We start from the raw sequence: 26,191 nt of genomic DNA, 5'->3' as shown, positions 1-26,191 counted from the left end.
CGTTCTCTCACCTTGAGAGGACGGCCTTTCGTGCGTCCGTACGTCGTGCGTGGTCGGTTCGTCATGGCGCCGGGCTCGCCGCGTCACGTGTCAGGGCGGTGAGCAGCCCCCGGGCCTTTCGGAGGGAGCGGGGCCGGGGAGGGTCCTGCCAGGGATCCTCCCTGAGCAGGCCGTCGACGGTGGGGAGGGTCCAGCGGCGGGCGGTGAGGTCCGGATCGTCGAGGTCGCCCCAGGCGAGCGGGGCCGCGACGGGGGCGCCGGGGCGGGCGCGGACGGCGTAGGGGGCGACGGCGGTCTGGGCGTAGGCGTTGCGCCCGATGTCGAGGTAGAGGCGGCCGCGGCGGGCCTTCTTCCGGGCCTCGGTGGTGAACCGGTCGGGATGGCGGGCGGCCAGCACGTCGGCGACACCGCGTGCGAAGACGCGTACGTCGTCGGCGGGGGTTCGGCGGTCGAGGGCGACCACGACGTGGAGGCCGCGGGAGCCCGTGGTCATGAGCAGGGACGGCAGTTCCAGCTCGTCCAGGAGCTGGTGGAGGCCGAGCGCGGCGTCCCGCACCGGGGCGAAGTCCTCGCCGGCCGGGTCGAGGTCGAACACCAGCCGGTCCGGACGGTCGGGCCGGTCGGCCTTGGAGAGGAAGCGGTGCGGGGTGGTGCACGCCTGGTCGGCGAGGTAGAGCAGGGTGGCGGTGTCGTCGCAGATCGCGTAGGTGACGGTGCCGCCCTCCTTGGGCAGCTCGGCACGGTGGATCCAGTCCGGGAAGTGGTCAGGGACGTCCTTCTGCATGAAGGCCGGGCCGTCGATCCCGTGGGGATGCCGCTCCAGCATGAGGGGCCGCCCGCGCAGGTGGGGCAGCATGCGCGGGGACACCGTGCGGTAGTAGTCGGCGAGGTCGGCCTTGGTGATGCCGTCACCCGGGAAGAGCACCTTGTCCGGGCGGCTGATCCCGACGGTGCGGCGGCCGGCCCGGATGCGCTCCGGCTGCGTGGGCTGCTTCTTCGGGGTCATCAGGCCCTCCCGGCCGGTTGCTCCCGGACCACCTCGTGTGCCGGCCTGTCGTCGCGCAGCCCCGAGCAGCGGGGGTGTCGCAGCAGTCCGGCGGTGGTCCGTTCGGTGAAGGCGATCGGCGCGACCAGCTCGGGACGCACCCGGTGGACGGCCCGTTCCCGGACATCACCGGCGGCGGCCGGGCGCAGCAGACGCCGCTGCTCCGCCGGGAGCCGGTACAGGGGCGGGGTGCCGGCATCGGCTCTCCCTGCTGCCACCGCATCCTCCTCCCGTGGTCCGGCGGGCCTCCCTGTCCGCGCGGATACCCGGCATTCCCGCCTCCACCCTCGGCGCGCCCTCCGTCTCACCGGCTCGGGCGGTCGGACGACCTGGGCGCCGGGGGCCCGCCCTACCCGAGGGCTGCGTTCTCCTTGCCCAACAGGTCCAGCAATTGTGCCCGGCGGAGGGCGGCGACCGGTTCGAGCAGGTCGGGGTGGCGCAGCAGGGGCGCGGCGTCGTGTTCGTGTGCGCCGGGGCGGGTGAGGCGGGTGAGCTCGCCGGCCTGGCCGCGGTCGGCACGGTGTTGGGCGGCCGCGGCGAGGTCGGGGGCGGCGAGGAGGCAGGCGGCCCAGCTGACGACGCTCTCGTCGACCCAGGTGCGCCAGTCGGCGTCGGACGCGTCGCTGTCGTGGTCGGCACCGGTCAGCCAGTCCAGGCGGGAGCTTCCGCCCGGGCCGAGCAGGTGCAGGAGTTCCGCGTCGAGCGGGGTCGGGTAGCGCAGGGCAGCGGCGAGGGTGACGGCCTGCCGGGCCTGGGCCTCGGCCAGGGCCCGGCTGAAGGCGCCCGGGGCGGGCGGGAAGGCGGTCAGCAGCCAGCGGGTGCCTGCGGCTATGACGGGAGTGAGATCGGCGGACACGGCGGCTTCCTCGGGGCGTGCTCGCACCGGTCCGTGCCGGTTCCGCGAGCTGCGGCGCGAAGCTGCGCCGCTCCGCTGGTGGCCGACCAGCCTAGCCCGCAGGTGCAGGCCTGCGGCATGACGCACGTCACCGTCCGTCCGGGGCGGCGGCCCGCCGCCCCGGGCCGGTCGTCAGGACTTGCCGCGGCCGGTCACGAAGTCGCGTGCCCGGTCGACCAGGCCGGCGCCCGGTGCGAGGAGCTTGCTGGCCGCGGGGCTGCTGGGCGCGGCGGGGTGCGGGCGGGTGGGCGCCATGGACTTGGCACGGCGGATCTTGTCGCCGAGCTCGTCCAGTTGCTGCGGGGTACAGGCCCTTCGCAGCATCGGGAAGAGGTTGGTCTCCTCGTCCTGGACGTGGGCGGTGACCTCGTCCATGAGCTGCCGCAGGAGCGGGCTCATCTGCGCGTCGTCGGTGTCCATCTTCTCCAGTTGCTTGAGCATCTTCTCGACGCGGGCGTGGTCCTGGATCTCCTTGTCCGCCATCGGCCCGCCGCCTTCGACGTGCTCGCGTACCGCCGGGTAGAGGTACTGCTCCTCGGCGACCGAATGGCGTACCAGCTCGATGGTGACCTCGTCGATGAGATCGCGGAGCTCCTGACCGCCGCCGGCCATGCTCCGCATGCGGCCGAACATCTCCGCCACCTCCCGGTGGTCGGCCATCAGCTCGTCGATCACGTTTCCGCCGTGTCCCATGTCGCCTCCGTGTGTGTGGTTCGGGTCGGGGCCGCTGCGGCCCGATCGGATCGGTTCCCCGCCCGATGCGCGGGCGCCCGGTCGCGCGGGGCCTCTCACCCGCTCGGGGGAGGCGGCCACCCTGCCGCGGGGACGACGAACCGGCAGGCCCGCTGCACCTGCCGGTACGAGCGCTGGTCCGGGGCTACGGCAGGGGTGTTCCGCCGGTGGCGTTGACGATCTCGCCGGTGATGTAGGACGCCGAGTCGGAGGCGAGGAAGACGTACGCCGGTGCCATCTCGGCGGGCTGTGCGGGCCGGCCGAGCGGCGACTGCTCGCCGAACTTCGTCGGGTCGGGCATCGTCGCCGGGATGAGGGGGGTCCAGACCGGTCCGGGTGCGACGGCGTTGGCCCGGATGCCGCGTCCGGCGAGCATCTGGGCGAGGTTGTGGGTGAAGGAGATGATCGCGGACTTGGTCATGGCGTAGTCGAGGAGGTGCGGGCTGGGCTGGTAGCCCTGCACGGAGGCGGTGTTGATCACGGAGGCGCCGCGCGGCATGTGGGCGAGGGCGGCCTTGGTGAGCCAGAACATCCCGTACAGGTTGGTCTTCATCACCCGGTCGAACTGCTCGGTGGTGATCGCCTCGATCCCGTCCGGCTGGGCCATCTGGTAGGCGGCGTTGTTGACGAGCAGGTCGATGCCGCCCAGTTCGCCGACGGTCTTGTCGACGAGTGCGGTGCACTCGTTCTCGTTGCGGATGTCGCAGGCGACCGCCACCGCTGTGCGTCCGGCGTCGCGGATCAGCCGTACGGTCTCCTCCGCCTCCGCGGCTTCCTCGGGGAGGTGGGTGAAGACGACGTCTGCGCCTTCCCGGGCGAAGGCCAGGCAGACGGCCCGGCCGATCCCGGAGTCGCCGCCGGTGACCAGCGCCTTGCGGCCGCCCAGCAGGCCATGCCCCTGATAGGTGTCCTCGCCGTGGTCGGGGCGGGGATCCATCGCCCCGGTGGAGCCGGGATGCTCCTGATCCTGCTCGGGGAACGGGGGACGGGCGTGCAGGGACACGGGATCGGTGAGACGGGGCTGGTCGTGGGAGGACATCGCGGTCTCCTTCCGGCGGGTCGGAATGGTCAGACGGAGGGTGGGCGGGCGGTTGAGCCGCCGTGGACGAACACCCGCCGGGCTCCCGTCGCGTCCGGTGTTCTCTGCGGGCCTCGGCCAGCAGGTCGGCGCGGCGGCGGGCGGCGGCGCGCGGCGGCGAGGTTCCGGGGAGGGCGCCCACGACGTCCGGCTACCCCGATCGTCAGGTCGTATCCGGCCCCGGACGCGGTCCGCCGGCCGTGGCGGATCTGCCCGGGCGGGTGGCGGCGGTCGGGGATCCGGGCTCGGCGACCGCACAGGCCCGCCCGCCCGGATGTGCCGCGTGCTCGCTCGGAACCGCCACCGGCCCTCTCGGCGGAGCCCGCACGGCGTGGCCGACGCCGGAGAGCCCGGGTGACCCAGCAGACTGCGTGCACCCCCGCTTCGTGTCCTTTCCCGGATGGAGGACCCATGCTGCTGACCCATGCCTTCGATGAAGGCGTCCTCGTCGTGCGCCTCGTCCCTGCCCTGGCCGTACGCCACCGCGCGACCGTCGTCCTGGCCGTTGAGGAACTCCTGCGAGCCCACCGACCGGCTCACCTCGTCGTGGTGGTCGAGGAAGCGTGGACACCAGCGGTGTTCAGCACGGTCCTGCGCTCCCACCGGACAGCCCAGGAGCACCACGTCGGTTTCGCCCTCGTGACGGCCTCGCCCCACGCCGCCGACCAGCTCCGCGCGAACGCCTCCGGTCACGTCCGCGTCCACTCCTCTCTGGCCGGGGCGCTGTCGGACGCGTGTGCGCGATCCGTCGCACCGACGGGCGTCGGTCCGCGCCCGTGAGCCGCGGTGGTGCTCCCGGGTCCGGCCGCGGGCCGGCTCGGTGGAAGGAGGAGCGAGGGCAGCACGGCACTCGTCGCGACCCTCGTTCGTCGTCGGACGAGCCGCGCCCGTCCGGAACGCACCCCTACGCCGCGGCACCCCTACGCCGCGGCACCCGTGGCAGGCGTGACCGGCACGCGGCAGGGCAGACGCCGGGGTGTCGCCGGACGAGAGGAGAACGGAACGTGGCTGCGCCCACCCCTCCGCCCCGCATCACCGCCACCGTCGTGCGACCGCTCGGAACGCCCGTGCCACTCGGCTTCCTGGCGCTGGCAGCGGGAGCCTTCGTCACCGCCGGCCTGCAGCTCGGCTGGGTGCCGCCTGTCGAACGGCACGCCGTGGCCGCAGTCATGATCGCATTCGCCTTTCCGCTGCAGCTCCTGGCGGCCGTACTGGGCTTTCGAGCCAGGGACACCGCCTTCGGTACGGCCATGGCAGTGCTGGCCGGGAGCTGGCTGGTGCAAGGAGCACTCCTGGGGAGCGGGCCCGTGCCCGGCACGCGGCACGTCCTCGGCCTGTTCCTGCTGGTCACCGCAGTGAGCCTGCTCGTACCGATCGCCGCCGCCGGCACCGGCAAGATTGCGGCGACCGCCGTCATCGCATGCGCCGCGCTGCGGCTGTGCGCGGCTGGGCTGCACGAGTTGACCGGGGCTCCCGGCTGGCAGGACACCGCCGGCGTCATCGGGCTCGTCCTGACGGCCGCGGCCCTGTACGCTGCCGCCGCCCTCGCCCTGGAAGACGCCCGGCACCGCCCCGTCCTCCCCGTGGGACGCGCAGGCCTGCGCTCCGACGCGATCCACCGGGGAGCCGAGCCGGGGGAGCGCCCGGAACTCTGACGGGGAGCCCCGCGCCCTCCGGGCCGGGGATCGCCGGTACGCAAGCGCACGGCAGCAGCCAGCAGTTCACGCCGGGAGCCCGGCCCTCCACCGCGGGATCTTGCCCTGCCTCCCTCCCTGCGTCAGACGAAGGCCCGGGGTTTCGGGCCGAGCCGCTCGGGCAGAAGCCGACTGCCGTCGGGCCGGTGCCTCACGGGACCGGTCGAGGGCGTACGCACAGGATCCCGGGCTGGAAGGCGCGGTCATGGACGCGGACGCGGGTGCTGCCTCGGCCACCGACAGGGGCCAGGGGTACGACGCGACTCCCTACCTCCCCTCGCACGGCGGGCTGGCGGTTCTGCGCCGGGCGGCGGGCGACTGCCGCGGGTGTCCGCTGTTCCTCGATGCCACGCAGACGGTTTTCGGAAAGGGGCCGGCCAGGTCGCGGCTGATGCTGGTGGGGGAGCAGCCCGGCGACCGGGAAGACGTGAAGGGGGAGCCCTTCGTGGGCCCGGCGGGGCAGCTCCTGCGCCGTGCGCTCGACGAGGCCGGGCTGGGTGACGAGAAGGCGTACCTCACCAATGTGGTGAAGCACTTCAAGTTCACACCGGCCCCGCGCGGCAAGCGCCGGATCCACAAGGCCCCGAGCCTGCGGGAGATGACCGCGTGCAGGCCCTGGCTGGCGGAGGAACTGAGACTGGTCGCTCCCGAGGTGCTGGTGGTGCTGGGAGGAACAGCCGGCAAGTCGTTGCTGGGGTCGTCGTTCCGCGTGGGTGAGCGGCGGGGTGTCCTCCTGCCGATGCCGGACACCTTCGGAGGGCGGTTCGGATCCGCCCCGGGCAGCTGCTGGCCACGGTCCACCCCTCCGCCGTCCTGCGGGCCGACGACCGCGAGGCGGCCTTCGCCGGTTTGGTGGCCGATCTGTCCCTGGCTGCCGCCGCGCTGCGGTAGGGGCGCGGGCGCCTCCGCCAGGCGCACAGCCCTTGCCCAGAGTGGGTCCCACGAGATGCCACGGCGTCCGGCCCCTCCTCCCGAGGGTGGCCGTGGGCCCGTCGGAACCGAGGGAAGGCGAGGCAGAGTATGGACAGCGCGGTACAGGCCGACCTGACGGGCAAGCAGGCCCTGGTCACCGGCGGGGCCCGGGGGCCGGGCGCAGCCATCGCGCGGCGGCTCGCCGCGGCCGGCGCATCCGCCGCCGACCGGACCTGGACGGAAGCGGGTCCCTGCGCGGCGAGCAGGTCCGGGCTGCAGGCGTTCACCCACACCCTGCTCAAGGAGGCCCAGCGGGACTGCACCGGCACCGGTGTCACCGGGATCATCGCCGGCGGAATGGACACCGCCTCCATCATGGACCGGTTCCCGGACACCGACACCACTCTGCTCCGGACCCCGGACGTCTGCGCCGACACGGTCATCTACGCGCTGTCGGTACCCGCCGGAAGCGTGGTCGGGGAACCGGTCGTGGTGCCGCGCCGGGAACCGTCCTGGCCGTGACGGGAGGTTCGACCATGATCAGTCCTCTGGATTTCTCCCCCGCCACGGCGGTGGTCACCGGTTCCGACTCGGGGATCGGCCGCGCCGTCGCCGTGCACCTGGCCACGGCCGGGCTGGACGTCGGCATCACCTGGCACGAGGACGAGGAAGGGGCCGAGCGCACGGCCCAAGAGGTCCGGGCGCGTGGCCGGTGTGCCCTGCTCGCCCGGCTCGACCTCACCGACCTGCCCGCCGCCGCCGACGTCATCGACCGACTCGCCGACGGGCTCGGGCGCATCGACGTGCTCGTGAACAACGCGGGCACCGGAACCGCCACGCCTTTCCTGGACCTGGACCTGACCACCGTCCGTCGGGTCCTCGACGTCGACCTCGTGGGTCCGCTGTTGTGCGGTCAGCGGGCCGCCCGGCACATGATCCAGCAGGGCACCGGCGGGCGGATCGTCAACGTCACCTCGGTTCACGAGCACCAGCCGCGGGTGGGCGCGGGCCCCTACTGCGCCGCCAAGGGCGGACTGGGCCTCCTCACGCAGGTGATGGCACTCGAACTCGCCGAACACGGAATCACCGTGAACGCGGTGGCCCCCGGGGAGATCGCCACCCCCATGACCGGCCAGGGGGACGAGGACGTGCGTACGGAACTCCGGCCGGGCGTCCCCGCGGGCCGGCCCGGCGACGCCCACGAGGTCGCCGCCGTCATCGCCTTCCTGGCCGGGCCCTGGGCTTCGTACGTCACCGGTGCCTCCTGGGTGGTGGACGGAGGCATGCTGCGGATGGGGCCGATGGCCGGGTCGCACATGGACCACGACCGGTGGCGCCGACCCTGAGCGCCGCCCCGTCGTCCGCCCGGGCGTCGGACAGCGCGCTCACACCGGTTCGTTCGCCTCCGGCGGCGGTCGCGGGATCACCACGGCGGCCGTGGACCCGCTCACGGGGGCGCTCACCGTACTGAGCGTCGTGGACGGTCTCGAAGACACCCCGGGTACCGGATCACCGCCGGCGGTCTCGCTCCGCTCGGGCGGCCCGTCCCCGTCGACGGCCTCGGTCCCGCAGCCGACCATCTGCCGGGGGGAGGCGAGGGCGTTCCCGGGTAGACGGGCCGTGACGAGAGGAGTCCCGGTATGGGCGACCTGCTGATCGGAACCTGTTCATGGACGGACAAGGAACTGGTGGCCGGCGGTTGGTACCCACCCGGGCGGCGTGACCCGGAGGGGAGGCTGCGGTACTACGCCGAACGCTTCTCCGTCGTGGAGGTCGACGCCGGCTACTACGCACTCCCCAGCGAGCGCAACAGCGTGCTCTGGAGCGAACGCACGCCGCCGGGCTTCCGTTTCGACGTCAAGGCGTTCTCCCTCCTCACGGGCCACCCGACCCGCACGGCGGCGCTGCCCGCCGATCTGCGCGACCTCGACCGCGGGGACCCGGAGCTGCTCGACGAGGTCTGGCACCGTTTCGGCGCCGCCCTGCGGCCCCTCCACGAGTCCGGCAGGCTGGGCGCCGTCCTGTTCCAGTTCCCGCCGTGGTTCGGGCCGGGCCCCAGGGCGGAGAACGTGCTGCACGCCACCAGGAAGCGGGCGCACCAGTGGCCGATGGCCGTGGAGTTCCGTCATCCCGACTGGTGGCGCGAGGACCGGCAGGAGCGCACCACTGCCCTGTTGCAGGACCTCGATGCCACCGCGGTCGTCGTGGACACGGCCCAGGGGCTGCCCACCTCGATGCCCGCCGTCACACCCGTGACGTCGACGAAGCTCTCCGTGGTCCGCTTCCACGGCCGCAGCACCGCCTGGGGGACCGGGAGCAAGCAGGACCGCTTCCGCCACCGCTACACGCGGGCGGAACTGGCCGCCTGGCTGCCCCGCCTGCGCCACCTGGAGGAGCGGACCGAGCGGCTGCACGTCCTGTTCAACAACTGCTGCGGCGACGCAGCCGTACGGTCCGCCGAGACGCTGCGCGGTCTGCTGGAGGGCTGCTCCTGACGAAGTCTTCCGGGTCCCGCCGCTGCACGCCGCAACGTGCCGACCGGCCCCGCACCCGTGAATCGTGCCGACCGCCGGGTGCGCCGCACCCGATGCCGCTAGCCTCTCTTCCTGTCACCGTAGGGTCGGCGAGCGGGTGGGTGAGGTGTGGCGAACGATATGGCGGCGTTCCGCCGTATGGAACGTCAGTTACGGGGCGAGGCCGCCCGGGCCGACTACCTGATCGACCTGTCGAACGTCGTGCGCGACAGGGAACTCGGCGGCCGCACCGCGCGCTCGCTCCAACGGCTGCGACTCGTGCTCACGGCGCTGCGCGAGTGGACCGGGGACGCGGAGGCGACCGTCCACGCCATCGCCGACGACAACCTGCTGGACCCACGGTCCGCCCCGGACTACCCCGACCCCCGCGAACTCGCGCTGCTGCGCGACTGGCTGGACCGCGGCCTGATCGCCTCGATCGCCAAGGCGGACCCGGACCTGCTCGACCACGCGAAGGTGCTCGGCACCCGGGTCATCAGCCGCGACCTCTTCCGGGGGCACCGGGCGGAGCATCCGTGGATCCAGGGCGACCGCGAGCACTTCCTGGAGCCGCTGCGCCGCGCGGACGGCTCGGTCCGGCTGGCGCCGCGCGACATGCGGGTGTTCGCGGACCGGGTGATCTCCCAGGAGGGGGAGCGCGACGACCTCAAGGCGCGGAACCTGCTGGACTTCCGGGGCCGCCCGCGATCGGAGGTCCTGGAGCGGTCGTGGCGCTGTCCCCGTACGCCCTGCAACCCCAGCCCGGCCATCCGGGCCGGCAAGGTGGTCTGCCGGGCCCACGGGACGCTGCTGGCCGACCTCGGGGAGCGGCGTCCCCGGCTGCAACTCAAGATCATGGTCGACGGCGTCTGCCGGGCGTGGGAGAACCTCACCGAGGACGAAGGCCGTGAGTTCGTCCTCGGGCGCGGCCATCTCGCCCGGATCGAGGAGCGCCACCTCCCGGACGGCCGCCGGGCCAGGATCAGCCGGCACCACCTGGTGATCGTGTCGCGGCGGGGCACCCTCAAGGTCCTCGACGCCAGCACCGCCCGCAGCCGTATCCGCACCCTGCGGCCCGGGCGAGAGCCCACGCCCTGGCAGCCCCTTCCGCACGTCGACGAGGTCCCGGAGGGCGCACCGAGGGAGCGGCTGCTGCGGGGATTCGGACCCGACGACGAGATCGAACTCGTCCCCGGGATCGTCCTGCGGCGCAGCGGCCAGAGATGGCCCGGGGAGCGCGGCGACGGCGTACGGGCGAAGCCGCCCGGGCGGGTACGGGGCGTCGAAGAGCTGACCAGCACGGACTGAGCACGCACTGAGCACGGCACGGGAGTCCGTCGGCGGTCCGCGCAGGGCGCTCCCGGACGGGAGCCGGGGCCCGGGGGTTCGCCCGGCACGACGGTACGAGAGCGGGAACGGCCCGGTGGGGACGGCGGGTTGACCCCCGGGGTTCGCCCGCGGGGCCAGAGGGCCGGTGGATCGGTGGATCGGTGGATCGGTGGGAGAGTCGAGTTGGAGCCACTGCGGGAGGACGATCCTGAAACGATCGGCCCGTACCGGTTGTTCGCCCTGCTGGGCCGGGGAGGCTGGGGGAACGTCTACTTCGCGCGCAGCGAGTTCGGCCGCGGGGTGGCGCTCAAGACGATCAGGCCCGAGCACTTGGCGGGGTCGGCGGAGCGCTTCCGCCGCCGCTTCGCCCGCGAGGTCGAGGCGGCCCGGGCGGTCGACAGCACGTACACCGCCCAGGTGGTGGACGCCGACACGCACGCCGCCGAACCCTGGCTGGCCGCCCGGTACATCCGCGGGGTCGACCTGGCGGAGGCGCTCGACCACTGCGGGGCCCCACTGCCCCAGCGGACCTGGCGGGTCCTCGCGACGGGGCTCGCGGACGCCCTGCGCAGCATCCACGCCGCGGACCTGGTCCACCGCGACCTCAAGCTCGCGAACATCCTGCTGGCCGCGGACGGCCCCTACGTCATCGACTTCGGGATCGCCCGGAACCTCGCCCCGGCCGACGGCTTCACACTGACCGGCTCCGGGGCGGCCCCGCGCACCGTCACCTTCGCCTCGCCCGAACAGCTCAGGGACGAGCGGGTGGGGCCCGCGAGCGACGTCTTCGCCCTCGGCGTGGTGCTGGCCTACGCGGCGCTGAACCGGCACCCGTTCGGGCCCGGTTCCGCCGCCGAGATCCAGGCGAACATCCTGCACGGGCACCACCGGCTGGACGGATTGCCGGACGGCGTGGCGAGGATCGTCCTCGCCTGCCTGGAACCGAGGCCGCAGGACCGGCCGACTCCGCAGGAACTCGCCCGGCTGCTGCCGTCGAGCGTGTCGCCCAAGGAGCACGAGTGGCTGCCGCCGGGGCTGCGCGGTGCGCTCGCCGGGCTGTCGGACCTCGCCGTGGACCTCGAAGCGCCGATGCGCCACCGACACGGCCGGCACGGACCGGCGGCCCCTCCCCACCCCGCACGCGCCTCCGCCGCCACGCCCATGCTCATGCCCGTGCCGACGCCCACGCCCACCGCGCCGTCCGTCCGGGCGGTCCGTGAGCGAGCATTCCCGCCGGCGCCACCCGGGGCGTCCGTGCACGAGGCGACCACCCTGCCCCCGACCGGCGGGCCCGCCGCACGGCAGGTGCCGCCGCCGGCGAGTCCGCCGGCGTCCACCGGGGCGAAGGCCGCGGCCCGCAAGGCGTACGCGGGTGAGCCGGGCGCCCGCCACCGGGCCGCCGCCGAAGCAGGGAACTCCGAGGCCATGCGCCAGGTGGCGGCCGCCTGCCGCTCCGTCCGGGACTGGGAGCAGGCCCTGTCCTGGTTCGGGCGCGCGGCCGACGCCGGCAACCCGACCGCCGCCCGGGAGGCCGCCCAACTGATCGAACAGCACCTTCCCGACCTGCGGGACCGGGTCGCGCCCTTCTACCGCAGGGCGGCCGAGGGCGGGGACCTGCACTCGGCGATGCGGCTGGGCGGCCTGCTGGAGCACGAGCCCGGAGGGCTGGCCGAGGCCCTCACGTGGTACGAGAGGGCCGCGGGGCGCAACCATGAGAAGGCCCCCGACGCGGTGGCCCGGGTCCGGGAGCGGCTCGCCCGGGAGCGCCTCGCCCGCGCAGCGGCGTCCGACGGCACACCCGCGAAGACCGTGGACGCCGGGAGCGGCGCGGACGCGGCGCTGATCCACGAGCACCGGGCAGCCGCCCGCGACGGCCGGGTGGAGTCGATGCTGGCGCTGGCGAGCCGGCACCTGGAGGCGAAGCGCGTGCAGGAGGCCCTCACCTGGTACCGGCGCGCCGCCGAGGCCGGTCACGTGCACGCCATGATGTTCTCCGCCCAACTGCTGGCCAACGAGCCCGAGGGGCAGGCCGAGTCCCTCGCCTGGTACCGCAGGGCCGCGGCCGAGGGCAACACCGATGCCATGCACTGCGTCGGGCGGTCGCTGAAGCAGCGGGGCGCCCTGGCGGACGCGCTGGCCCACTTCCGCGTGGCCGCCTCCAAGGGGCACCAGGCCGCCATGATGGACGCGGCGGAGATCCTGGAGCAGACGGGACGGGCCCCCGAAGCGCTGAAGTGGTACGCGCGCGCCGCCGACAAGGGGCACCCGAGGGCCACGCTCGCGGCGGAACGCCTCCGCGCGGAGTCCGTCGGCGCCGGTCCCGCCGGTCCGGCCGAACCGAGGAACGCCCCGGACGTACCCGAGCCCAGGTCCGAGCCGAAGCCGAACCCGAAGCCGAACCCGAAGCCACAGCCGAACCCGAAGCCACAGCCGAACCCGAAGCCGAAGCCCGAGCCGAAGCCAGAGCCGAAGCCCGCGCCGAAGGCGGCCACGGCCCAGCCGGTGCCCAGGAAGGCCGCCGTCGAGGCCGGCGCGAGGAACGATGCCGGGCGGACGCCGCCACGGTCCGCCGCGGCGAAGCCGAAGGCGTCCGCCCGGACCGCCGCACTGCGCACCGAGGCCGTGACGCACGAGCGGCGCGGCCGGCCGCAGGGCGCCCTGCAGTGCCTCCTCCAGGCCGAACGACTCGGCGACCCCACCGTCGGGAAGGACATCATCCGGCTGTACCTGGAGGTGCGCGGCCGGAGCAACAACCCCGCGGAGCGCAAGCAGCACCTGGAGGAGGTGCTACGGCGCTACCGCGAGCTCGCCGACGGCGGGGACGTCGAGGCCATGCTCGCCCTGGTGGGCCTCGACGCACCCAACGCGTTCGGGTGGTGGCAGCGGGCCGCCGAGGCGGGCAGCATCCGGGCCATGCGCAGGCTCGCCCGGGCCCAACTGAAGGCGGGGAGCGACGAGCACGTCCAGGCCGCCCTGTCCTGGCTGCTGGAGGCAGGCAAGGCCGGCGACACGTCCGCCATCCTGGAGGGCGCCCGGGTGCACGAACAGCGCGGCGCGTACGGGAACGCCATCGACTGGTACCGCTGGGCCGAGGAGAACGGTGTGGCCGCCGCGGCCAGGGAGGTGGCGCGGGTGACGGCCGAACACCCGGGGACCGTCGTCTGGCACCGCTGGTCGGAACGCCTGCGCCGTTGGAGGGGGTGACCGGAGCGTCCCCGCGGACGCCCCGGTGGGGCCGCCGTCAGCCGGACGGGGTGAGTTCGCCGGTGAGGGTGTGGTGGAGGCTTGCGCTGGGGCCGTTGAGACCGGTGATCTCGACCGTCTTGCCGCGCTGGGCGTAGCGGTGCTCGATCGCGTCGAGCGCGGCCACCGAGGAGGCGTCCCAGATGTGGGCGGCGGAGAGGTCGATCACGATCCGGTCCGGGTCGCCCGCGTAGTCGAAGCGGCCGACGAGTTCGTTGGCCGAGGCGAAGAACAGCTGCCCGGTGACGGAGTAGACGACGTGGCCGCCGTCGGGGTCGGCGACCGCGGTGAGGTCCGCAAGCCGGGCCACGCGCTTGGCGAAGATCACCATCGCGGTGACGGACCCCGTGACGACGCCCACGGCCAGGTTGTGGGTGGCGACGACGCACACCACGGTCACGACCATGACCGTGATCTCGCCCGCGGGCATCCGCTTCAGGGTGCCCGGGGCGACGGAGTGCCAGTCGAAGGTCGCGAAGCAGACCATGACCATGACGGCGACCAGGGCGGCCATCGGGATGTCGGAGACGACCGGTCCGAAGACGATGCACAGCACCATCAGGAACGCGCCCGCGAGGAAGGTGGACAGGCGGGTCCGGGCGCCGGACACCTTCACGTTGATCATGGTCTGGCCGATCATGGCGCAGCCGCCCATGCCGCCGAAGAAGCCGGTGACCACGTTCGCGACGCCCTGGCCGACGGCTTCCCGGGTCTTCGACGAGCGGGTGTCGGTGATCTCGTCGACGAGCTGCGCCGTCATCAGGGATTCCATCAGTCCGACGAGCGCCATGGCGAAGGCGTACGGCGCGACGGTCGTCAGGGTGTCGAGCGTGAACGGCACGTCGGGCAGGCCGGGCACCGGCAGCGACGACGGCAGCGCGCCCTTGTCGCCGACGGTGGGCACGGCGAGGCCCGCGGCCAGCGTGATCGACGTGAGGATGACGATCGAGACCAGGGGAGCGGGGACCGCCCTCGTGATCCGCGGCAGGAGGACCATCAGGGCCAGACCGCCCGCGAACAGCGGGTACACCGGCCAGGGCACGTTCCACAGCTCCGGCACCTGGGCCATGAACACCAGGATCGCGAGGGAGTTGACGAAGCCGACCATCACCGAGCGCGGGATGAAGCGCATCAGCCTGCCCACGCCCAGGGCGCCCAGCCCGATCTGGAACACACCGGCCAGGATCACCGCGGCCACGAGGTACCCGAAACCGTGCTCCCGGTTGAGCGGGGCGATCACCAGGGCCACCGCACCGGTCGCGGCGGAGATCATCGCGGGCCGGCCGCCGACGACGGCGATCGTGACGGCCATGGTGAAGGAGGCGAACAGCCCGATCGCCGGGTCCACCCCGGCGATGATCGAGAAGGAGATCGCCTCCGGGATCAGCGCGAGCGCGACCACCAGCCCGGCCAGCACCTCGGTGCGCAGCACCTTCGGTGACAGCCACGCGGGCCGCGGGCCGCGGGCGCGCAGCCGCGCGGACGGGGAACCGGAAGCGGGCGCGGGGGCGGAACCGGGCGCTGGGGCGGTGCGGTCGGGCAAGGGGGCAGACCTGTCGGGCGGGCACACCGCCGGCGGGCGGGCGGGCGTACGGGAAGGGGACGACCCTCCACGGTACCCGCGGCCGTGCCGGACGGGTCACGGGGCCCACGCCCCCGTACGGCGGCAGGCGCGTGACGTGCGCCGACGGCTCCGACCGGCGGTCCCGGCGGGTGGTGATCCCGTGTTGATCGGTCGTAGAGCACGGGCGGCGACCATCGGCGACAAGGGGAACACGGCTCGGGGGTCACCACCGGTCGCAGCCGCCCCCGGTGGGCCGCACGGCCGCCGGGCCCCTCGGTCCCCGGTACTTGGCCAACCCACGGAAGGTGGACGAGCATGCACGGTGTTACGTCTCTGCGAACGGCGACGGGCTTCGGCGAGCTTCTCAGGGTCCGGCGCGAACGTGTCGGGCTGACCCAGCAGGTGCTCGCCGACCACGCGACCCTGAGCGTCCGGGCGATCCGGGACATGGAGAGCGGGCGGGTGCAGCGCCCGCGGCAGGAGACGGTCCGGCTGCTGGCCGACGCGCTGCGGCTGGAGGGCCACCACCGGTCGAGTTTCGAGGCGGCGGCGCGGCGGCAGGAGCCGTTCGAGGAGCCGCGCGACGAACCGACCGCGCCGCCGGCCGCCCGCGGCGCGATCGTCGGCCGGGAACTGGAGGCCGAGGTGCTGACCGACGCCCTCGCCGTGCACGGCGACCGGCTGGTCACCGTGGCCGGTCTGGGCGGGGTCGGCAAGACGCGGTTGGTCCTGGAGGTCGCGAGACGCCTGCACCACGCCCCGGGGTGGTCGGTGCGCTGGATCGACTGCGGCCGGCAGCCCGCCGCCGCACTCGAAGGCCGCGCCGACCTCGTCCGTGCGATCGGGGACCGGCCCACCCTGCTGGTGCTCGACGGCGCCGACGCCGGTGTGGACACCGCCCTGCTCGACGAGCTCTTCCACCGCTGCCCCGGCCTGCGCGTCCTGATCACCGCCCGGGTGCCGCAGCCGCTGCCCGGCGGACAGGTGATCCCGCTCGCCCCGCTGCCGACGCCCGGCCCGGAACTCGACCACGACCCGGTGGCACTGGCCGAGGTGGGCGCCGTACGGCTGCTGCTCTCCCACCTGCGCCGGCTGCGGCCCGGATTCCGCCTGGAGCCCGAGGAGGCGCCGGCCGTGGCCTCGATATGCCGTCAGCTCGACGGCCTGCCGGGCGCGCTGGAACTGGTGGCCGGCTGGTCGACGGTGCTCTCCCCGCGCCAGCTGGTCGCGCGGCTGACGGACGGGCCGTTCCACCTGGCGCCGCCCCCGGCGGGCTTCGGCGGCCGCGCGGACGTGGGCGCGGCCCTCGGGGCCGCGCTGGACCGGCTGACCCTGGACCAGCGGGACCTGCTGGAGCGGCTCGCGTCCACCCCGGGGGACTGGTCGGGGGAGGACGCCGTCGAGCTCAGCGGCCGCCCGCCGCAGGAATGCCTCGCGGCGGTGCACGAACTGCTGGCGAGCGGACTGATCCGCAGCGTCCCGGCCCGTGACGGCGTCCGGTTCACCGTGCTGAACCTCTGCCGGCGGCTGTGCGGGACCGGCGTGTACGCGCAGCTGGCGGCGGCGAGCTGAGACCCGCACGACGTGCTCGCGTCCGCCCGCTCCGGCCCGGCCGATACTGCCCGCATCCTGCCGGACGAGCTGCCGGTGCGGTGTCCGGAACCTCCCTAGCGTTCTGTCCACGGCCGGATGAGCCGGACCCGGTGCAACGGAGGCTTCCGACCACCCCGGGCACCTGGAGTCCCACCCCTGGCCGGGGCACCCCACCACCTACCGACACAGAGGGTTTGCGCCGTGGAGCAGCATGCCGTGGAGCAGCACGGAAAGGCCGAGCCGACCGGTCTGGACGTCGTCGTGACGACCATGGCCTCGGACTCGCACACCTGGAACCTGGTCTTCCTCCAGCTGCTGCTGGAAGAGCTCGGTCACCGGGTCACCAACCTGGGCGCGTGCGTCCCGGACGAGCTGCTCGTCGCCGAGTGCCGCCGGATCGAGCCGGACCTCATCGTCCTCAGCAGTGTCAACGGGCACGGCTTCCACGACGGCCTGCGGGTGATCGAGGCGCTGCGCGCCCGCCCCGAACTGGCCCGCACGCCCACCGTGATCGGCGGAAAGCTCGGGATCTCCGGATCCGGCACGCCCGCCCGGCAGCGGGCGCTGCTGACGGCGGGCTTCGACGGGGTCTTCGAAGAGGGCGGCTCGGTGCTGGACTTCCAGTCGTTCGTCGGCTCGCTGCCCGCCGCCGCGCAGCGCACGCTGCCCTCCGCCGCGCCCCGTACGCTGCCCGCCGGGTCGGGAGTACTGCTGTGAGCGGCCGCGGGAGCGGTGCGGGTGGTGCTCCCGCCGTGCGACCGGGAGCCCCCGCCGTGCGACCGGGAGCCGCCGCCGTTCCCGGCGCGCCCGCCGTCCCCGCCGCCACGCCGGCCGGGTTCGGCGCCTTCGTCGCCCGGGCCCGCGCGGCCGGCGCCCTCGTCGTCCAGCCCCGGATGGGCATGGCCGACCCGCTGCGGATGCGCGACGGCCTGCGGGCGACCCGGGACGCGGACGCCGTCACCGTCGGCACCCTCACCCTCGACAGCTACACCCGCACCGGCGACCTGGAGGCCGCCCGGCGCGCGCTCGCCGAGGGCGTCGGCCTGAACGGGTACCCGATCGCCACCCACCCCGCCGGCACCACCCGGACGGTCCTGCGCGGCATCGCCGACGCCGGCTTCCCGGTGCAGGTCCGGCACGGTTCGGCGATGCCCGAGCACATCGTCCGCGCGCTGCTGGCCGTCGGCCTGGACGCCACCGAGGGCGGCCCCGTCTCCTACTGCCTGCCGTACAGTCGTACGCCGTTGCGGGAAGCGGTCGCCGCCTGGCGACGCAGCTGTGAACTGCTCGCCTCCACGCGTGCGTACGGAGCCTCGCCCCACCTGGAGACCTTCGGCGGCTGCCTGATGGGGCAGCTCTGCCCGCCGAGCCTGCTGATCGCCCTCAGCGTGCTGGAGGCGCTGTTCTTCCGCCAGCACGGGCTGACCTCCGTCTCGCTCAGCTACGCCCAGCAGGCCGATCCGCGTCAGGACGAGGAGGCGCTCACCGTCCTCGGGAAGCTGGCGGGCGAACTGCTGCCGGACGTCGACCACCACGTCGTGCTCTACGCCTACATGGGCGTCTTCCCGCGCTCGCCCGGCGGGGCGCGGCTGCTGCTGGAGGACGCGGCCCGGCTGGCCGTGCGGGCCGGCGCGGCCCGGCTGATCGTCAAGACCACCGCCGAGGCGCACCGGATACCGACCGTGGGCGAGAACGTCCGGGCGCTGGAGGCGGCCGCCGCGGCCGCCGCAGACGAACGCGCCCGCCCGGCGCTGACCGCCGCCGCCCCCGGACCGCCGGCCACCGCGCCCGCCCCGTACTCACCTCACGCCCCGCACCCGCTCGCCCCCGACACCGGCATCGAGGCGGAGGCACGGGCGCTGATCGGCGCCGTGCTGGAGCTGGACGCGGACGTCGGCCGGGCCCTGGTACGCGCCTTCGCCGCCGGCTACCTGGACGTCCCCTACTGCCTGCACCCCGACAACGCCGGACGGGCCCGCACCTCGCTCGCGCCCGACGGCCGCCTGCTCTGGTCGAGCGTCGGCTCGATGCCGATCTCCGGCCTCGCGGACGGCGGCCCGCGCCCGCCGATCCTCGGCTCGGCCGGGCTGATCTCGGCCCTCTCCCACGTCCAGCGCACCTACGACGACCGTGCCGCGGCCGGCGCCGCCGACCCGCTCCACGCACCCCTGCCTCCGCCCGTACCGCCCCGTACGACGTCCACGCCACGACGAGAGTTGGGACTGACCACACCATGACCACCGACGGGCCCACGGCCTCCGCCTCCGCGCCGATCCCGGACCCCGGGCGGCACCTGACCGCGCCGGCCACCCGCAGCGCGCTCCGGATCCAGCAGCAACTCCTCTTCTCCGCCCGCGAGTACCTGCGCGGCCAGGGCTTCACCGAGCTGCTCCCGCCGATCATCGGACCCGTCACCGACCCCGGCTCGCGCGGTTCCAAGCAGGTCGACATCGACTTCTACGGACACCGCTACAAGCTGATGACGAGCGCCATCCTCTACAAGCAGGCCTCGCTGCTGGCCTTCGACAAGATCTTCTGCATCGCCCCCAACGTCCGGCTGGAGCCGCTGGAGACCGCCGGCACCAGCCGCCACCTGGCCGAATTCCACCAGCTCGACGTGGAGATGGCGGGCGCCACCCGGGACGACGCCGTCCGGCTCGTCGAGGAGCTGGTGGTCCACATGGTCGACGGCGCGCTCCGCGAGCTGCCCAAGGAGTTCGCCGAACTCGGCCGGGACGTGGACGCCTTCACCGAACTGCTGAAGGGATCCTTCGGCCGGATGCGGCACGCCGAGGCCGTCGCCGAACTCCAGGGCCTCGGTCACCCGCAGAGCCCCGACGCCGAACTCGACTGGGACGGGGAGGCCCTGCTCTCCGCCCGGCGGGACCGGCCGTTCTTCGTCACCGACTACCCCAAGGGCTCCCGCGGCTTCTACGACCGGGAGCACCCCGAACGGCCCGGCCTGCTCCAGAACTTCGACCTGATCGCCGCCGACGGCTACGGCGAGCTGTGCAGCGGCAGCCGGCGCACCAACGACTACGCGGAGATCGTCACCCGGATGCGGGAGACCGGCGAGAACCCGCAGAAGTACCGCTGGTACCTCGACCTGGTCCGCGAGGGCGTGCCCGGCAGTGCGGGCTTCGGCATCGGCGTCGAGCGGCTGACGCGCTACGTCTGCGGGCTCGACGCGGTCTGGCAGGCCAGCGCCTTCCCGAAGCTCGCCGGGGTGGTGTCGCCGTGAGCGACCTGTCGGCACCCGGCTTCCCCGAGGAAGAGGTGCGGCGACGCGCCCAGGCCGGTGCGGCGGCGGCCTTCCCGCCGCCCGGCGAGTACGGGCGGGTCCTGTTCGGCGCCGAGCACGGCGGTCCCCGCCCGCCGGACGGCGAGGCCGACCCGCTCGACGCGCTGCGGATCACCCCACCGGTCCTCATGCCGCACCGGCTCGCCCGGCTGATCGACCTCGGCCGTGAACCGGACTACCGGGACGTCGAACTCACCACCGGGATAGGCGGGTTCACCTCCACCCTGCCCGTGTACGTGTCGGCGCTCGGCTCCACCCGGGCGGCCGGCGGCGATCTCGGTCTCGCCCTCAGCCGGCAGGCGGGCGCACTCGGCATCCCCATGGTGATCGGCGAGAACGTCGTCCCCGTCAACGGCTACGGCCGGCAGGGCGAGGCGGCCGACCGGGCACTCCTCGGCCGGCTCCGCGCCTACACCGGGGAACTCGCCGACGGGCGGGGCGGGGTGGCCGTCCAGCAGTCCACCGAGGACGCCGACGCCGAGGTGTGGAACCTCGTCTACAGCGACCCCGCTGCCCTGCCGCTCCTCGAATCGGGACGCCTGGCCTTCGAGCTCAAGCTGGGCCAGGGGGCCAAACCGGGTCTCGGCGGGATGACCGTCCTGGACACGGAAGCGGCCGCCCGGGTCGGCGACCGGTACGGACTGGACGACGTGTTCGGCGACGGCCGCGTCCTGCGTTCCAGTACGCCCGGCACCTTCACCGCGGAGATCCTGCGCCAGCAGGTCCGGCTGATGCGCAACAACTTCCCCCGGGCCCGCGTCTGGGTGAAGCTGCACCCCGGGCGGGACGTCGCCGAAGCCGCCCGGGTCGCCGTGGAGGCGGGTGCGGACGCCGTCACGGTCGACGGCGCCGAGGGCGGCACGGGCTGGGCGCCGGAGGCCTTCCCGGCCCAGGTCGGCCTGCCGCTCGCGGAGTGCCTGCGCCGGCTGGCGGCCGCCGGGCCGCCGCCGTGCCTGCTGGTGTCCGGCCGGATGTGGGAGGGCGGCCGCGCGGTGAAGAGCCTGGCGCTCGGCGCCCGGGCGGTGGGGCTGGGCCGGGCCGCGCTGCTCGCCGCGGCCGAGGACCCGCACGGCGGACTGATCCGCTTCACGGAATGCCTCGCACTCGAAATGCGGCTGCTGATCAGCGCGCTCGGTAAATACCAACCGGCCGCTCTGGACCAGGACGACGTATGGGCGCCGTATTTCCCCGGATTTCCCGCCGCCGGATAACGAACAACGATGTTCCGCAGCCCGTCGAGGCGCCCGTACGCGCCTCGGCGGGCTGTCCTGTCTGCGGATTCTTCCCTCGACGTCCTTGAGGGAGAGAGGCAGTTCAAACTGCCGATCGCCTTCCGGGGAATCTGCCGATCGCCCCCGGAACGCGGTCCTATCGTCGAGACCACTGCCCGCAGCGTCGTTAATTCATCGGGGTTGGATGATGGAATCTCGCGGTTTGCCTTTCATATCCGTCGCACGGCGGTTCCCGGACCGCCCGGCCCTGAGGCTGGGAGCCCGTACGGTCACCTACCGGGAGCTGGACGACCTGAGCGGCGACCTCGCCGCCCGGATCGCCGCCCGGACCGCGCCCGGCGCGACGGTGGCCGTCACCGGCAGGGACCGGTTCGACCACGTGGTCGGCCTGCTCGCCGTGCTCCGGGCCGGCGCCACCTACCTGCCGCTGGACCGGGAGGCCCCGCAGGAGCGCAACCGCTGGATCCGCGCCGACGCCGCCGCCGTCCTCGCCCTGACCGACGGCGACCTCGTCCCGGCCGCGGAACCAGCCGCGGAACCAGCCGCGGAACCAGCCGCGGAACCAGTCGCGCAACCAGGCGCCGCGAGCCCGGCCGCGGACCCCGCCGCCGCGGGCTACCTCATCTACACCTCCGGCACCACCGGCCGGCCCAAGGGCGTGCACGTCCCCCTCGCCGCGCTGACCGGCCACCTGGCCGCCGCCGTGGAGTCCTTCGGCCTCACCGAGGACGACGTGGTGCTGCACCTCGCCCGCCCGACCGTGGACGTGGCCGTCGAGCAGGTGCTCACCGCCCTCTCCGCCGGCGCCTGCCTCGTCGTACCGCAGGAGCAACTCCTCGCCCCCGCGGCCCTGCTGGAGCTGCTCGACGCCGAGCGCGTCACCGTGGCCAACCTCGCCGCCGGATACTTCCAGGAGGTGGTGGCCGCGCTGCGCGAGGACGCCCCCGCGCCGCGCACCCTCCGCCTGATGATCTCCGGCAGCGACCGGCTCTACCCGGACGCCGCGGCGCGCTGGCGGGCCGCCACCGGGGTACCGCTGCTCAACGCATACGGCCCGACCGAGACCGTCGTGACCGCCACCGTCCACGAGCCGGCCGCCCCCGCCGCGGGCGAGGCCGGGGCCGGCACCGTGCCGATCGGCCGCCCGCTCGCCGGACGCCGCGCGTACGTGCTGGACGACCGGCTGCGGCCGGTGGAGCCCGGCGCCTCCGGCGAGCTGTACCTCGGCGGCCCGGTGCTCGCTTCCGGCTACCTCGGCCGCCCCGGCCCGACCGCGGGCCGGTTCGTCGCGGACCCCTTCGCTCCGGAGCCGGGCGCCCGCATGTACCGCACCGGTGACGTGGTCCGGCGCTCCGGCACCTACGCCCCGCTGGAGTTCGTCGGCCGGGCCGACCACCAGGTGAAGGTCCGCGGCTTCCGGGTGGAGCCCGGCGAGATCGAGCAGGTCCTCGCCGGGTGCCCCGGCGTCGCCGCGGCGGTCGTGGTGGCCCACGAGGGCCGGCTCGCCGCCTACGTGACCGGCTCGGGTACGACTCCGGCCGCCCCCGACCCCGCCGCGCTGCGCGCCCGCCTGGCCGAGCGGCTCCCCGAGCACATGGTCCCCGCGACCGTCACCCCGCTGGACGCCTTCCCGCTGACCGCCGGAGGCAAGGTGGACAGGACGGCACTGCCCGAGCCGAAGGCCGAACCCGCCGCGTCGGCCGCCGGCCGCCGCCCGGCCCGTACCCAGGCCGAGCAGCTGATCGCCGCCGTCTGGTCCGACGTGCTCGGGGTGCCCGAGGTCGGCGCCGACGACAACTTCTTCCACCTGGGCGGCGATTCGCTCACCGCCGTGCGCGTGGTCGGCCGCGTCTTCGACGTCTTCGGCATGATCTCCCCGTACACCATCTTCGACGCGCCGACCCTCGCCGAGTTCGCCGCCGCGGTCACCGCTGCCTCCGACGGGGGCGAGGAGCGCCCGGCGCCGGCCCGGACCGGCGCCACCCGGGCACCGCTCGCGAACTTCCAGCGCGGACTGTGGTTCCTGGACCAGTGGAACCCGGGCGCACCCACCTACGTCGTGCCCTGGCTGTTCCGCTTCGCCGGGCCCGTCGACCCGGAGCTGCTCCGCCGCGCCCTGGCGGGCGTCGTCGACCGGCACGAAGCACTGCGCACCACCTTCGAGCTGGGCGAGGACGGCCCCCGGCAGGTGGTCCACCCCGCGATGGAGCTGCCGTTCACCGTCCGGGAAGCCACCGACGCGGCGTTGGACGACCTGCTCGCCGAGGCCGCGCTGGTGCCCTTCGACCTGGAGACCGGCCCGCTGGTCCGCGCCCACCTGTACCGCACCGGCGAGACGTCCACCCTGCTGCTGCTCTGCCACCACATCGTCTGGGACGAGGGTTCGCTGCCCGTCCTGGAGACCGAACTGGCCGCCCTGTACGAATCCCTGGCCACCGGCCGCCCCACCGGACTTCCCGAACTCGCCGTCCAGTACGCCGACTACAGCCTCTGGCAGCACCAGGACGGCACCGCCGAACGGCACCTCGACCACTGGCGCGAGCACCTGCGCGACGCGCCCACCGAGCCCGCCCTGCCCACCGACCGGCCCCGCCCCGAACTGCAGGCCTTCAGGGGCGCTTTCCACCGCTTCGCGATGCCGCGGCCGGTCGCCGAGGGGGTCCGTGCACTGGCCCGCAGCGAGGACGCGACGCCGTTCATGGTGCTCCTCGCCGGGCTCGCGCTCACCCTCCACCGGCGGACGGGCCTGCGCGACCTGGTCCTCGGCTCACCGGTGAGCGTCCGCGGCCGAGCCGAACTCGACGTGCTCATCGGCTACTTCGTCAACCTGCTGCCGCTGCGCGTGCGGATCGACGAGGGCGCGGACTTCCGCGACCTGGTCCGGCACGTCCGGGAGGTGGCCATCGACGGCTACCGGCACCAGGAGGCCCCCTTCGACGCCATCGCCGGCGCCGTCATGGAGGAGCGCCCCGACGACCGGACCGACGACCGCAACCCGCTCTGCCAGGTGCTGCTGGAACTGCACCCGCTCGACGACCGCCCGCTGACCATCGGCGGCACCCCGGTCACCCGCGCACTGCACTCCAACCCCGTCTCCCGCTTCGACCTGTCGATCTCCGTCGACGACCGGGGCACCGACTTCACCGGCCGCTTCGAATACGACTCCGACCTGTTCGACCCGGCCACCATGGCCGAGCTGTGCGAGGCCTGGCTCGGCACGCTCGCCACCGCCGTCGACGCACCCGTGCACACGCTGTTCGAGGACCGGGCCGCCCGGGCCCCGTACGCCCCGGCGCTGGTCTGCGGCGAGGACCGGCTCGACTACGGCACCCTGAACGAGCGCGCCAACCGCCTCGCCCACCACCTCGGGGCCCTCGGCATCGGCCGCGGCGACACCGTCGCCGTCCTGGTCGAGCGCGGACCGGACCTGGTCGTCGCCCTGCTCGCCGCTCTGAAGGCCGGCGCCGCCTACACCCTGCTCGACCCGGACTTCCCGGCGGACCGGCTGGCCGGCTCGGTCACCGACAGCGGCGCCGCCCTGCTCGTCACCCACCGCGACACGAGCCCGCCGTTCCCCGTCGCCCGCCACCTCGACCTGGACGCCGAGGCGGCCGCCGTCGCGGCCCGCCCCGGCCACGACCCCGGCCTGCCGGTCACCGGCACCGATCTCGCCTGCGTGATGTTCACCTCCGGCTCCACCGGCCGCCCCAAGGGCGTCGCCGTCCCGCACCGCGCGCTCACCACCACCTATCTCGGCCAGGACTACGCCCGCTTCGGCCCGGACGAGGTGTGGCTGCAGTGCTCCCCGGTCTCCTGGGACGCCTTCGCCCTGGAGCTGTACGGCGCGCTGGCCTTCGGCGGGGTGTGCGTGCTCCAGCCCGGCCAGCGGCCCGACCCGCAGGCCGTCACCGAGCTCACGCGCCGCCACGGGGTCACGCAACTCCAGCTCTCGGCGAGCCTGTTCAACTTCCTGCTGGAGGAGTTCCCGGAGACCTACGACGACGTCAAGGTGGCCTTCACCGCCGGCGAGCGGGCCTCCGTCACCCACGTCGGGAAGGCCCTCGACCAGTACCCGGGCCTGGTCGTCGCCAACGGGTACGGCCCGGTCGAGAGCCTCGGCCTCACCACCTGCCACCGGGCCACCCCGCAGGACGCCGCGGGCGCCTCCATCCCGATCGGCCACCCCCTGCACGGCAAGGCCGTCCACGTCCTCGACGAGCGGCTGCGGCCCGTCCCCGACGGCGCCACGGGAGAGCTGTACGCGGCCGGCGGCGGGCTCGCCCTCGGCTACGTCGGCCGCCCCGGGCTGACCGCCGAGCGATTCGTGGCGTCCCCGTTCGGCGCGCCCGGCGAACGCCTGTACCGCACCGGCGACCTCGGCCACCGGACGGCGGCGGGCGTCCTGGAGATCACCGGCCGGATCGACGACCAGGTGAAGATCCGCGGCTTCCGCGTCGAACCCGGCGAGATCGAGGACGCGCTGACCCGCCACCCGTCCGTGGGCGAGGCCGCTGTCAGCGTCCACGAAGCCGCTCCGGGGGACCGGCGGCTCGCCGCGTACGTCACCGCCGCGGCCGGTGCGACCGCGGCGCCCGACCCGGACGCGCTGCTCGACCACCTGGCGGGGCTGCTGCCCGAGCACATGGTGCCGGCGACGCTCGACGTGCTGGACGCGCTGCCGCTCAACCAGAACGGCAAGGTCGACCGACGGGCCCTGCCCGCCCCGGCCGAGCGGTCCGCCGCCCCGGCGGCCGACCCGCTGACCCGCGACCAGCGGATGGTCGCCGACGCGGTGCGCGAGGTCCTGGGGCTCGCCGCCGACCTCGGCCCGGACGCCGACTTCTTCCGGATCGGGGGCAACTCGCTGGCCGCCGTACGGGTCGCCATGCGGCTCTCCCAGGAGACGGGCACCCGGGTCCCGCCCCAGACGGTCTTCCGCGGCCGGACCGTCGCGGCCATCGCCGAACGGCTGGCCCCGCGATGACCCCCCGCGCGGCCTACCACCGTGTCCGCCCCGCGGTCCGCCCACCCCTCGAACCGTCCGTCCGCCCGCCCGTACG

General features: G+C 74.4%; 19 protein-coding genes and 1 pseudogene. 14 read left to right on the top strand and 6 right to left on the bottom strand.

Features of this window, described 5'->3' with window-relative positions:
- Nucleotides 1-61: 61 nt before the first annotated feature.
- The 5 genes from ligD to AC2RP6_RS08705 all read right to left on the bottom strand — a co-directional run bounded on the left by ligD (nt 62) and on the right by AC2RP6_RS08705 (nt 3,711).
- Nucleotides 62-1,006 (bottom strand): non-homologous end-joining DNA ligase, encoded by a 945-nt coding sequence (gene ligD, locus AC2RP6_RS08725; RefSeq protein WP_486445679.1) that lies wholly within the window; start codon nt 1,004-1,006, stop codon nt 62-64.
- On the bottom strand, nt 1,006-1,263 hold the full coding sequence (locus tag AC2RP6_RS08720; protein ID WP_486445678.1) for an ATP dependent DNA ligase: 258 nt from the start codon (nt 1,261-1,263) through the stop codon (nt 1,006-1,008). Before AC2RP6_RS08720 ends, ligD begins: the two co-directional genes overlap by 1 nt.
- A 131-nt stretch (nt 1,264-1,394) precedes the next feature.
- Nucleotides 1,395-1,901: a hypothetical protein gene (locus tag AC2RP6_RS08715; RefSeq protein WP_486445677.1), complete on the bottom strand. Its 507-nt coding sequence runs from the start codon at nt 1,899-1,901 to the stop codon at nt 1,395-1,397.
- Nucleotides 1,902-2,072: 171 nt separating this feature from the next.
- Nucleotides 2,073-2,633, bottom strand: a complete 561-nt coding sequence (locus AC2RP6_RS08710; protein ID WP_486445676.1) for a hemerythrin domain-containing protein — start codon at nt 2,631-2,633, stop codon at nt 2,073-2,075.
- A 184-nt stretch (nt 2,634-2,817) separates the two neighbouring features.
- On the bottom strand, nt 2,818-3,711 hold the full coding sequence (locus AC2RP6_RS08705) for an SDR family oxidoreductase (RefSeq protein ID WP_486445675.1): 894 nt from the start codon (nt 3,709-3,711) through the stop codon (nt 2,818-2,820).
- A gap of 450 nt (nt 3,712-4,161) precedes the next feature.
- On the opposite strand from AC2RP6_RS08705, the gene AC2RP6_RS08700 reads away from it, so the two are divergent.
- From AC2RP6_RS08700 to AC2RP6_RS08665, 8 genes and pseudogenes are all read left to right on the top strand, one after another.
- Nucleotides 4,162-4,530: a hypothetical protein gene (locus tag AC2RP6_RS08700; protein ID WP_486445674.1), complete on the top strand. Its 369-nt coding sequence runs from the start codon at nt 4,162-4,164 to the stop codon at nt 4,528-4,530.
- Between the two features lie 224 nt (nt 4,531-4,754).
- Entirely contained in the window at nt 4,755-5,405 is a 651-nt protein-coding gene (locus AC2RP6_RS08695) for a GPR1/FUN34/YaaH family transporter (protein ID WP_486445673.1), read from the top strand.
- Nucleotides 5,406-5,649: 244 nt separating this feature from the next.
- Nucleotides 5,650-6,335, top strand: a pseudogene (locus tag AC2RP6_RS08690) (UdgX family uracil-DNA binding protein).
- A gap of 129 nt (nt 6,336-6,464) precedes the next feature.
- Nucleotides 6,465-6,878, top strand: a complete 414-nt coding sequence (locus AC2RP6_RS08685) for a hypothetical protein (RefSeq protein WP_486445672.1) — start codon at nt 6,465-6,467, stop codon at nt 6,876-6,878.
- A gap of 14 nt (nt 6,879-6,892) precedes the next feature.
- Nucleotides 6,893-7,702, top strand: a complete 810-nt coding sequence (locus tag AC2RP6_RS08680; RefSeq protein ID WP_486445671.1) for an SDR family oxidoreductase — start codon at nt 6,893-6,895, stop codon at nt 7,700-7,702.
- A gap of 294 nt (nt 7,703-7,996) precedes the next feature.
- A complete protein-coding gene (locus tag AC2RP6_RS08675) occupies nt 7,997-8,851 on the top strand; it encodes a DUF72 domain-containing protein (protein ID WP_486445670.1) in 855 nt (284 codons plus the stop codon).
- A 177-nt stretch (nt 8,852-9,028) separates the two neighbouring features.
- Complete coding sequence (locus AC2RP6_RS08670; RefSeq protein WP_486445669.1) at nt 9,029-10,177, top strand: FHA domain-containing protein; 1,149 nt, start codon at nt 9,029-9,031, stop codon at nt 10,175-10,177.
- Nucleotides 10,178-10,381: 204 nt separating this feature from the next.
- The gene (locus tag AC2RP6_RS08665) at nt 10,382-13,402 is read left to right on the top strand and encodes a protein kinase domain-containing protein (protein WP_486445668.1); all 3,021 of its coding nucleotides are present in this window, start codon (nt 10,382-10,384) and stop codon (nt 13,400-13,402) included.
- 37 nt (nt 13,403-13,439) lie between these two features.
- Here the strand turns inward: AC2RP6_RS08665 and AC2RP6_RS08660 are convergent, their stop codons facing one another.
- A complete protein-coding gene (locus AC2RP6_RS08660; RefSeq protein ID WP_486445667.1) occupies nt 13,440-14,984 on the bottom strand; it encodes a SulP family inorganic anion transporter in 1,545 nt (514 codons plus the stop codon).
- A 336-nt stretch (nt 14,985-15,320) separates the two neighbouring features.
- Here AC2RP6_RS08660 and AC2RP6_RS08655 point away from each other — a divergent pair, with 336 nt between their 5' ends.
- The 6 genes from AC2RP6_RS08655 to AC2RP6_RS08630 all read left to right on the top strand — a co-directional run bounded on the left by AC2RP6_RS08655 (nt 15,321) and on the right by AC2RP6_RS08630 (nt 26,115).
- The gene (locus tag AC2RP6_RS08655) at nt 15,321-16,577 is read left to right on the top strand and encodes a helix-turn-helix domain-containing protein (protein WP_486445666.1); all 1,257 of its coding nucleotides are present in this window, start codon (nt 15,321-15,323) and stop codon (nt 16,575-16,577) included.
- A 222-nt stretch (nt 16,578-16,799) separates the two neighbouring features.
- Nucleotides 16,800-17,315, top strand: a complete 516-nt coding sequence (locus AC2RP6_RS08650) for a cobalamin B12-binding domain-containing protein (RefSeq protein ID WP_486445665.1) — start codon at nt 16,800-16,802, stop codon at nt 17,313-17,315.
- A gap of 56 nt (nt 17,316-17,371) precedes the next feature.
- Nucleotides 17,372-18,835: a methylaspartate mutase gene (locus AC2RP6_RS08645; RefSeq protein WP_486445664.1), complete on the top strand. Its 1,464-nt coding sequence runs from the start codon at nt 17,372-17,374 to the stop codon at nt 18,833-18,835.
- Nucleotides 18,832-19,839, top strand: a complete 1,008-nt coding sequence (locus AC2RP6_RS08640; protein ID WP_486445663.1) for an asparagine synthetase A — start codon at nt 18,832-18,834, stop codon at nt 19,837-19,839. Before AC2RP6_RS08645 ends, AC2RP6_RS08640 begins: the two co-directional genes overlap by 4 nt.
- Nucleotides 19,836-21,110, top strand: a complete 1,275-nt coding sequence (locus tag AC2RP6_RS08635) for a glutamate synthase-related protein (RefSeq protein ID WP_486445662.1) — start codon at nt 19,836-19,838, stop codon at nt 21,108-21,110. Before AC2RP6_RS08640 ends, AC2RP6_RS08635 begins: the two co-directional genes overlap by 4 nt.
- Before the next feature lie 208 nt (nt 21,111-21,318).
- Entirely contained in the window at nt 21,319-26,115 is a 4,797-nt protein-coding gene (locus tag AC2RP6_RS08630) for an amino acid adenylation domain-containing protein (protein WP_486450262.1), read from the top strand.
- The last annotated feature ends 76 nt before the right edge of the window (nt 26,116-26,191 follow it).

The organism is Streptomyces sp. WAC03905, from assembly GCF_057371075.1.
The sequence above is the reverse complement of the archived record's forward strand: the minus strand, read 5'-3'. Positions and strand labels throughout refer to the sequence as shown.

Bases quoted from the DNA above. Each gene is read 5' to 3' on its own strand.
- ligD (WP_486445679.1), bottom strand. From the start codon at position 1,006: ATGACCCCGAAGAAGCAGCCCACGCAGCCGGAGCGCATCCGGGCCGGC.
- AC2RP6_RS08655 (WP_486445666.1), top strand. From the start codon at position 15,321: ATGCACGGTGTTACGTCTCTGCGAACGGCGACGGGCTTCGGCGAGCTT.
- AC2RP6_RS08675 (WP_486445670.1), top strand. From the start codon at position 7,997: ATGGGCGACCTGCTGATCGGAACCTGTTCATGGACGGACAAGGAACTG.
- AC2RP6_RS08705 (WP_486445675.1), bottom strand. From the start codon at position 3,711: ATGTCCTCCCACGACCAGCCCCGTCTCACCGATCCCGTGTCCCTGCAC.
- AC2RP6_RS08630 (WP_486450262.1), top strand. From the start codon at position 21,319: ATGGAATCTCGCGGTTTGCCTTTCATATCCGTCGCACGGCGGTTCCCG.
- AC2RP6_RS08700 (WP_486445674.1), top strand. From the start codon at position 4,162: ATGCTGCTGACCCATGCCTTCGATGAAGGCGTCCTCGTCGTGCGCCTC.
- AC2RP6_RS08710 (WP_486445676.1), bottom strand. From the start codon at position 2,633: ATGGGACACGGCGGAAACGTGATCGACGAGCTGATGGCCGACCACCGG.
- AC2RP6_RS08670 (WP_486445669.1), top strand. From the start codon at position 9,029: ATGGAACGTCAGTTACGGGGCGAGGCCGCCCGGGCCGACTACCTGATC.
- AC2RP6_RS08680 (WP_486445671.1), top strand. From the start codon at position 6,893: ATGATCAGTCCTCTGGATTTCTCCCCCGCCACGGCGGTGGTCACCGGT.
- AC2RP6_RS08685 (WP_486445672.1), top strand. From the start codon at position 6,465: ATGGACAGCGCGGTACAGGCCGACCTGACGGGCAAGCAGGCCCTGGTC.
- AC2RP6_RS08640 (WP_486445663.1), top strand. From the start codon at position 18,832: ATGACCACCGACGGGCCCACGGCCTCCGCCTCCGCGCCGATCCCGGAC.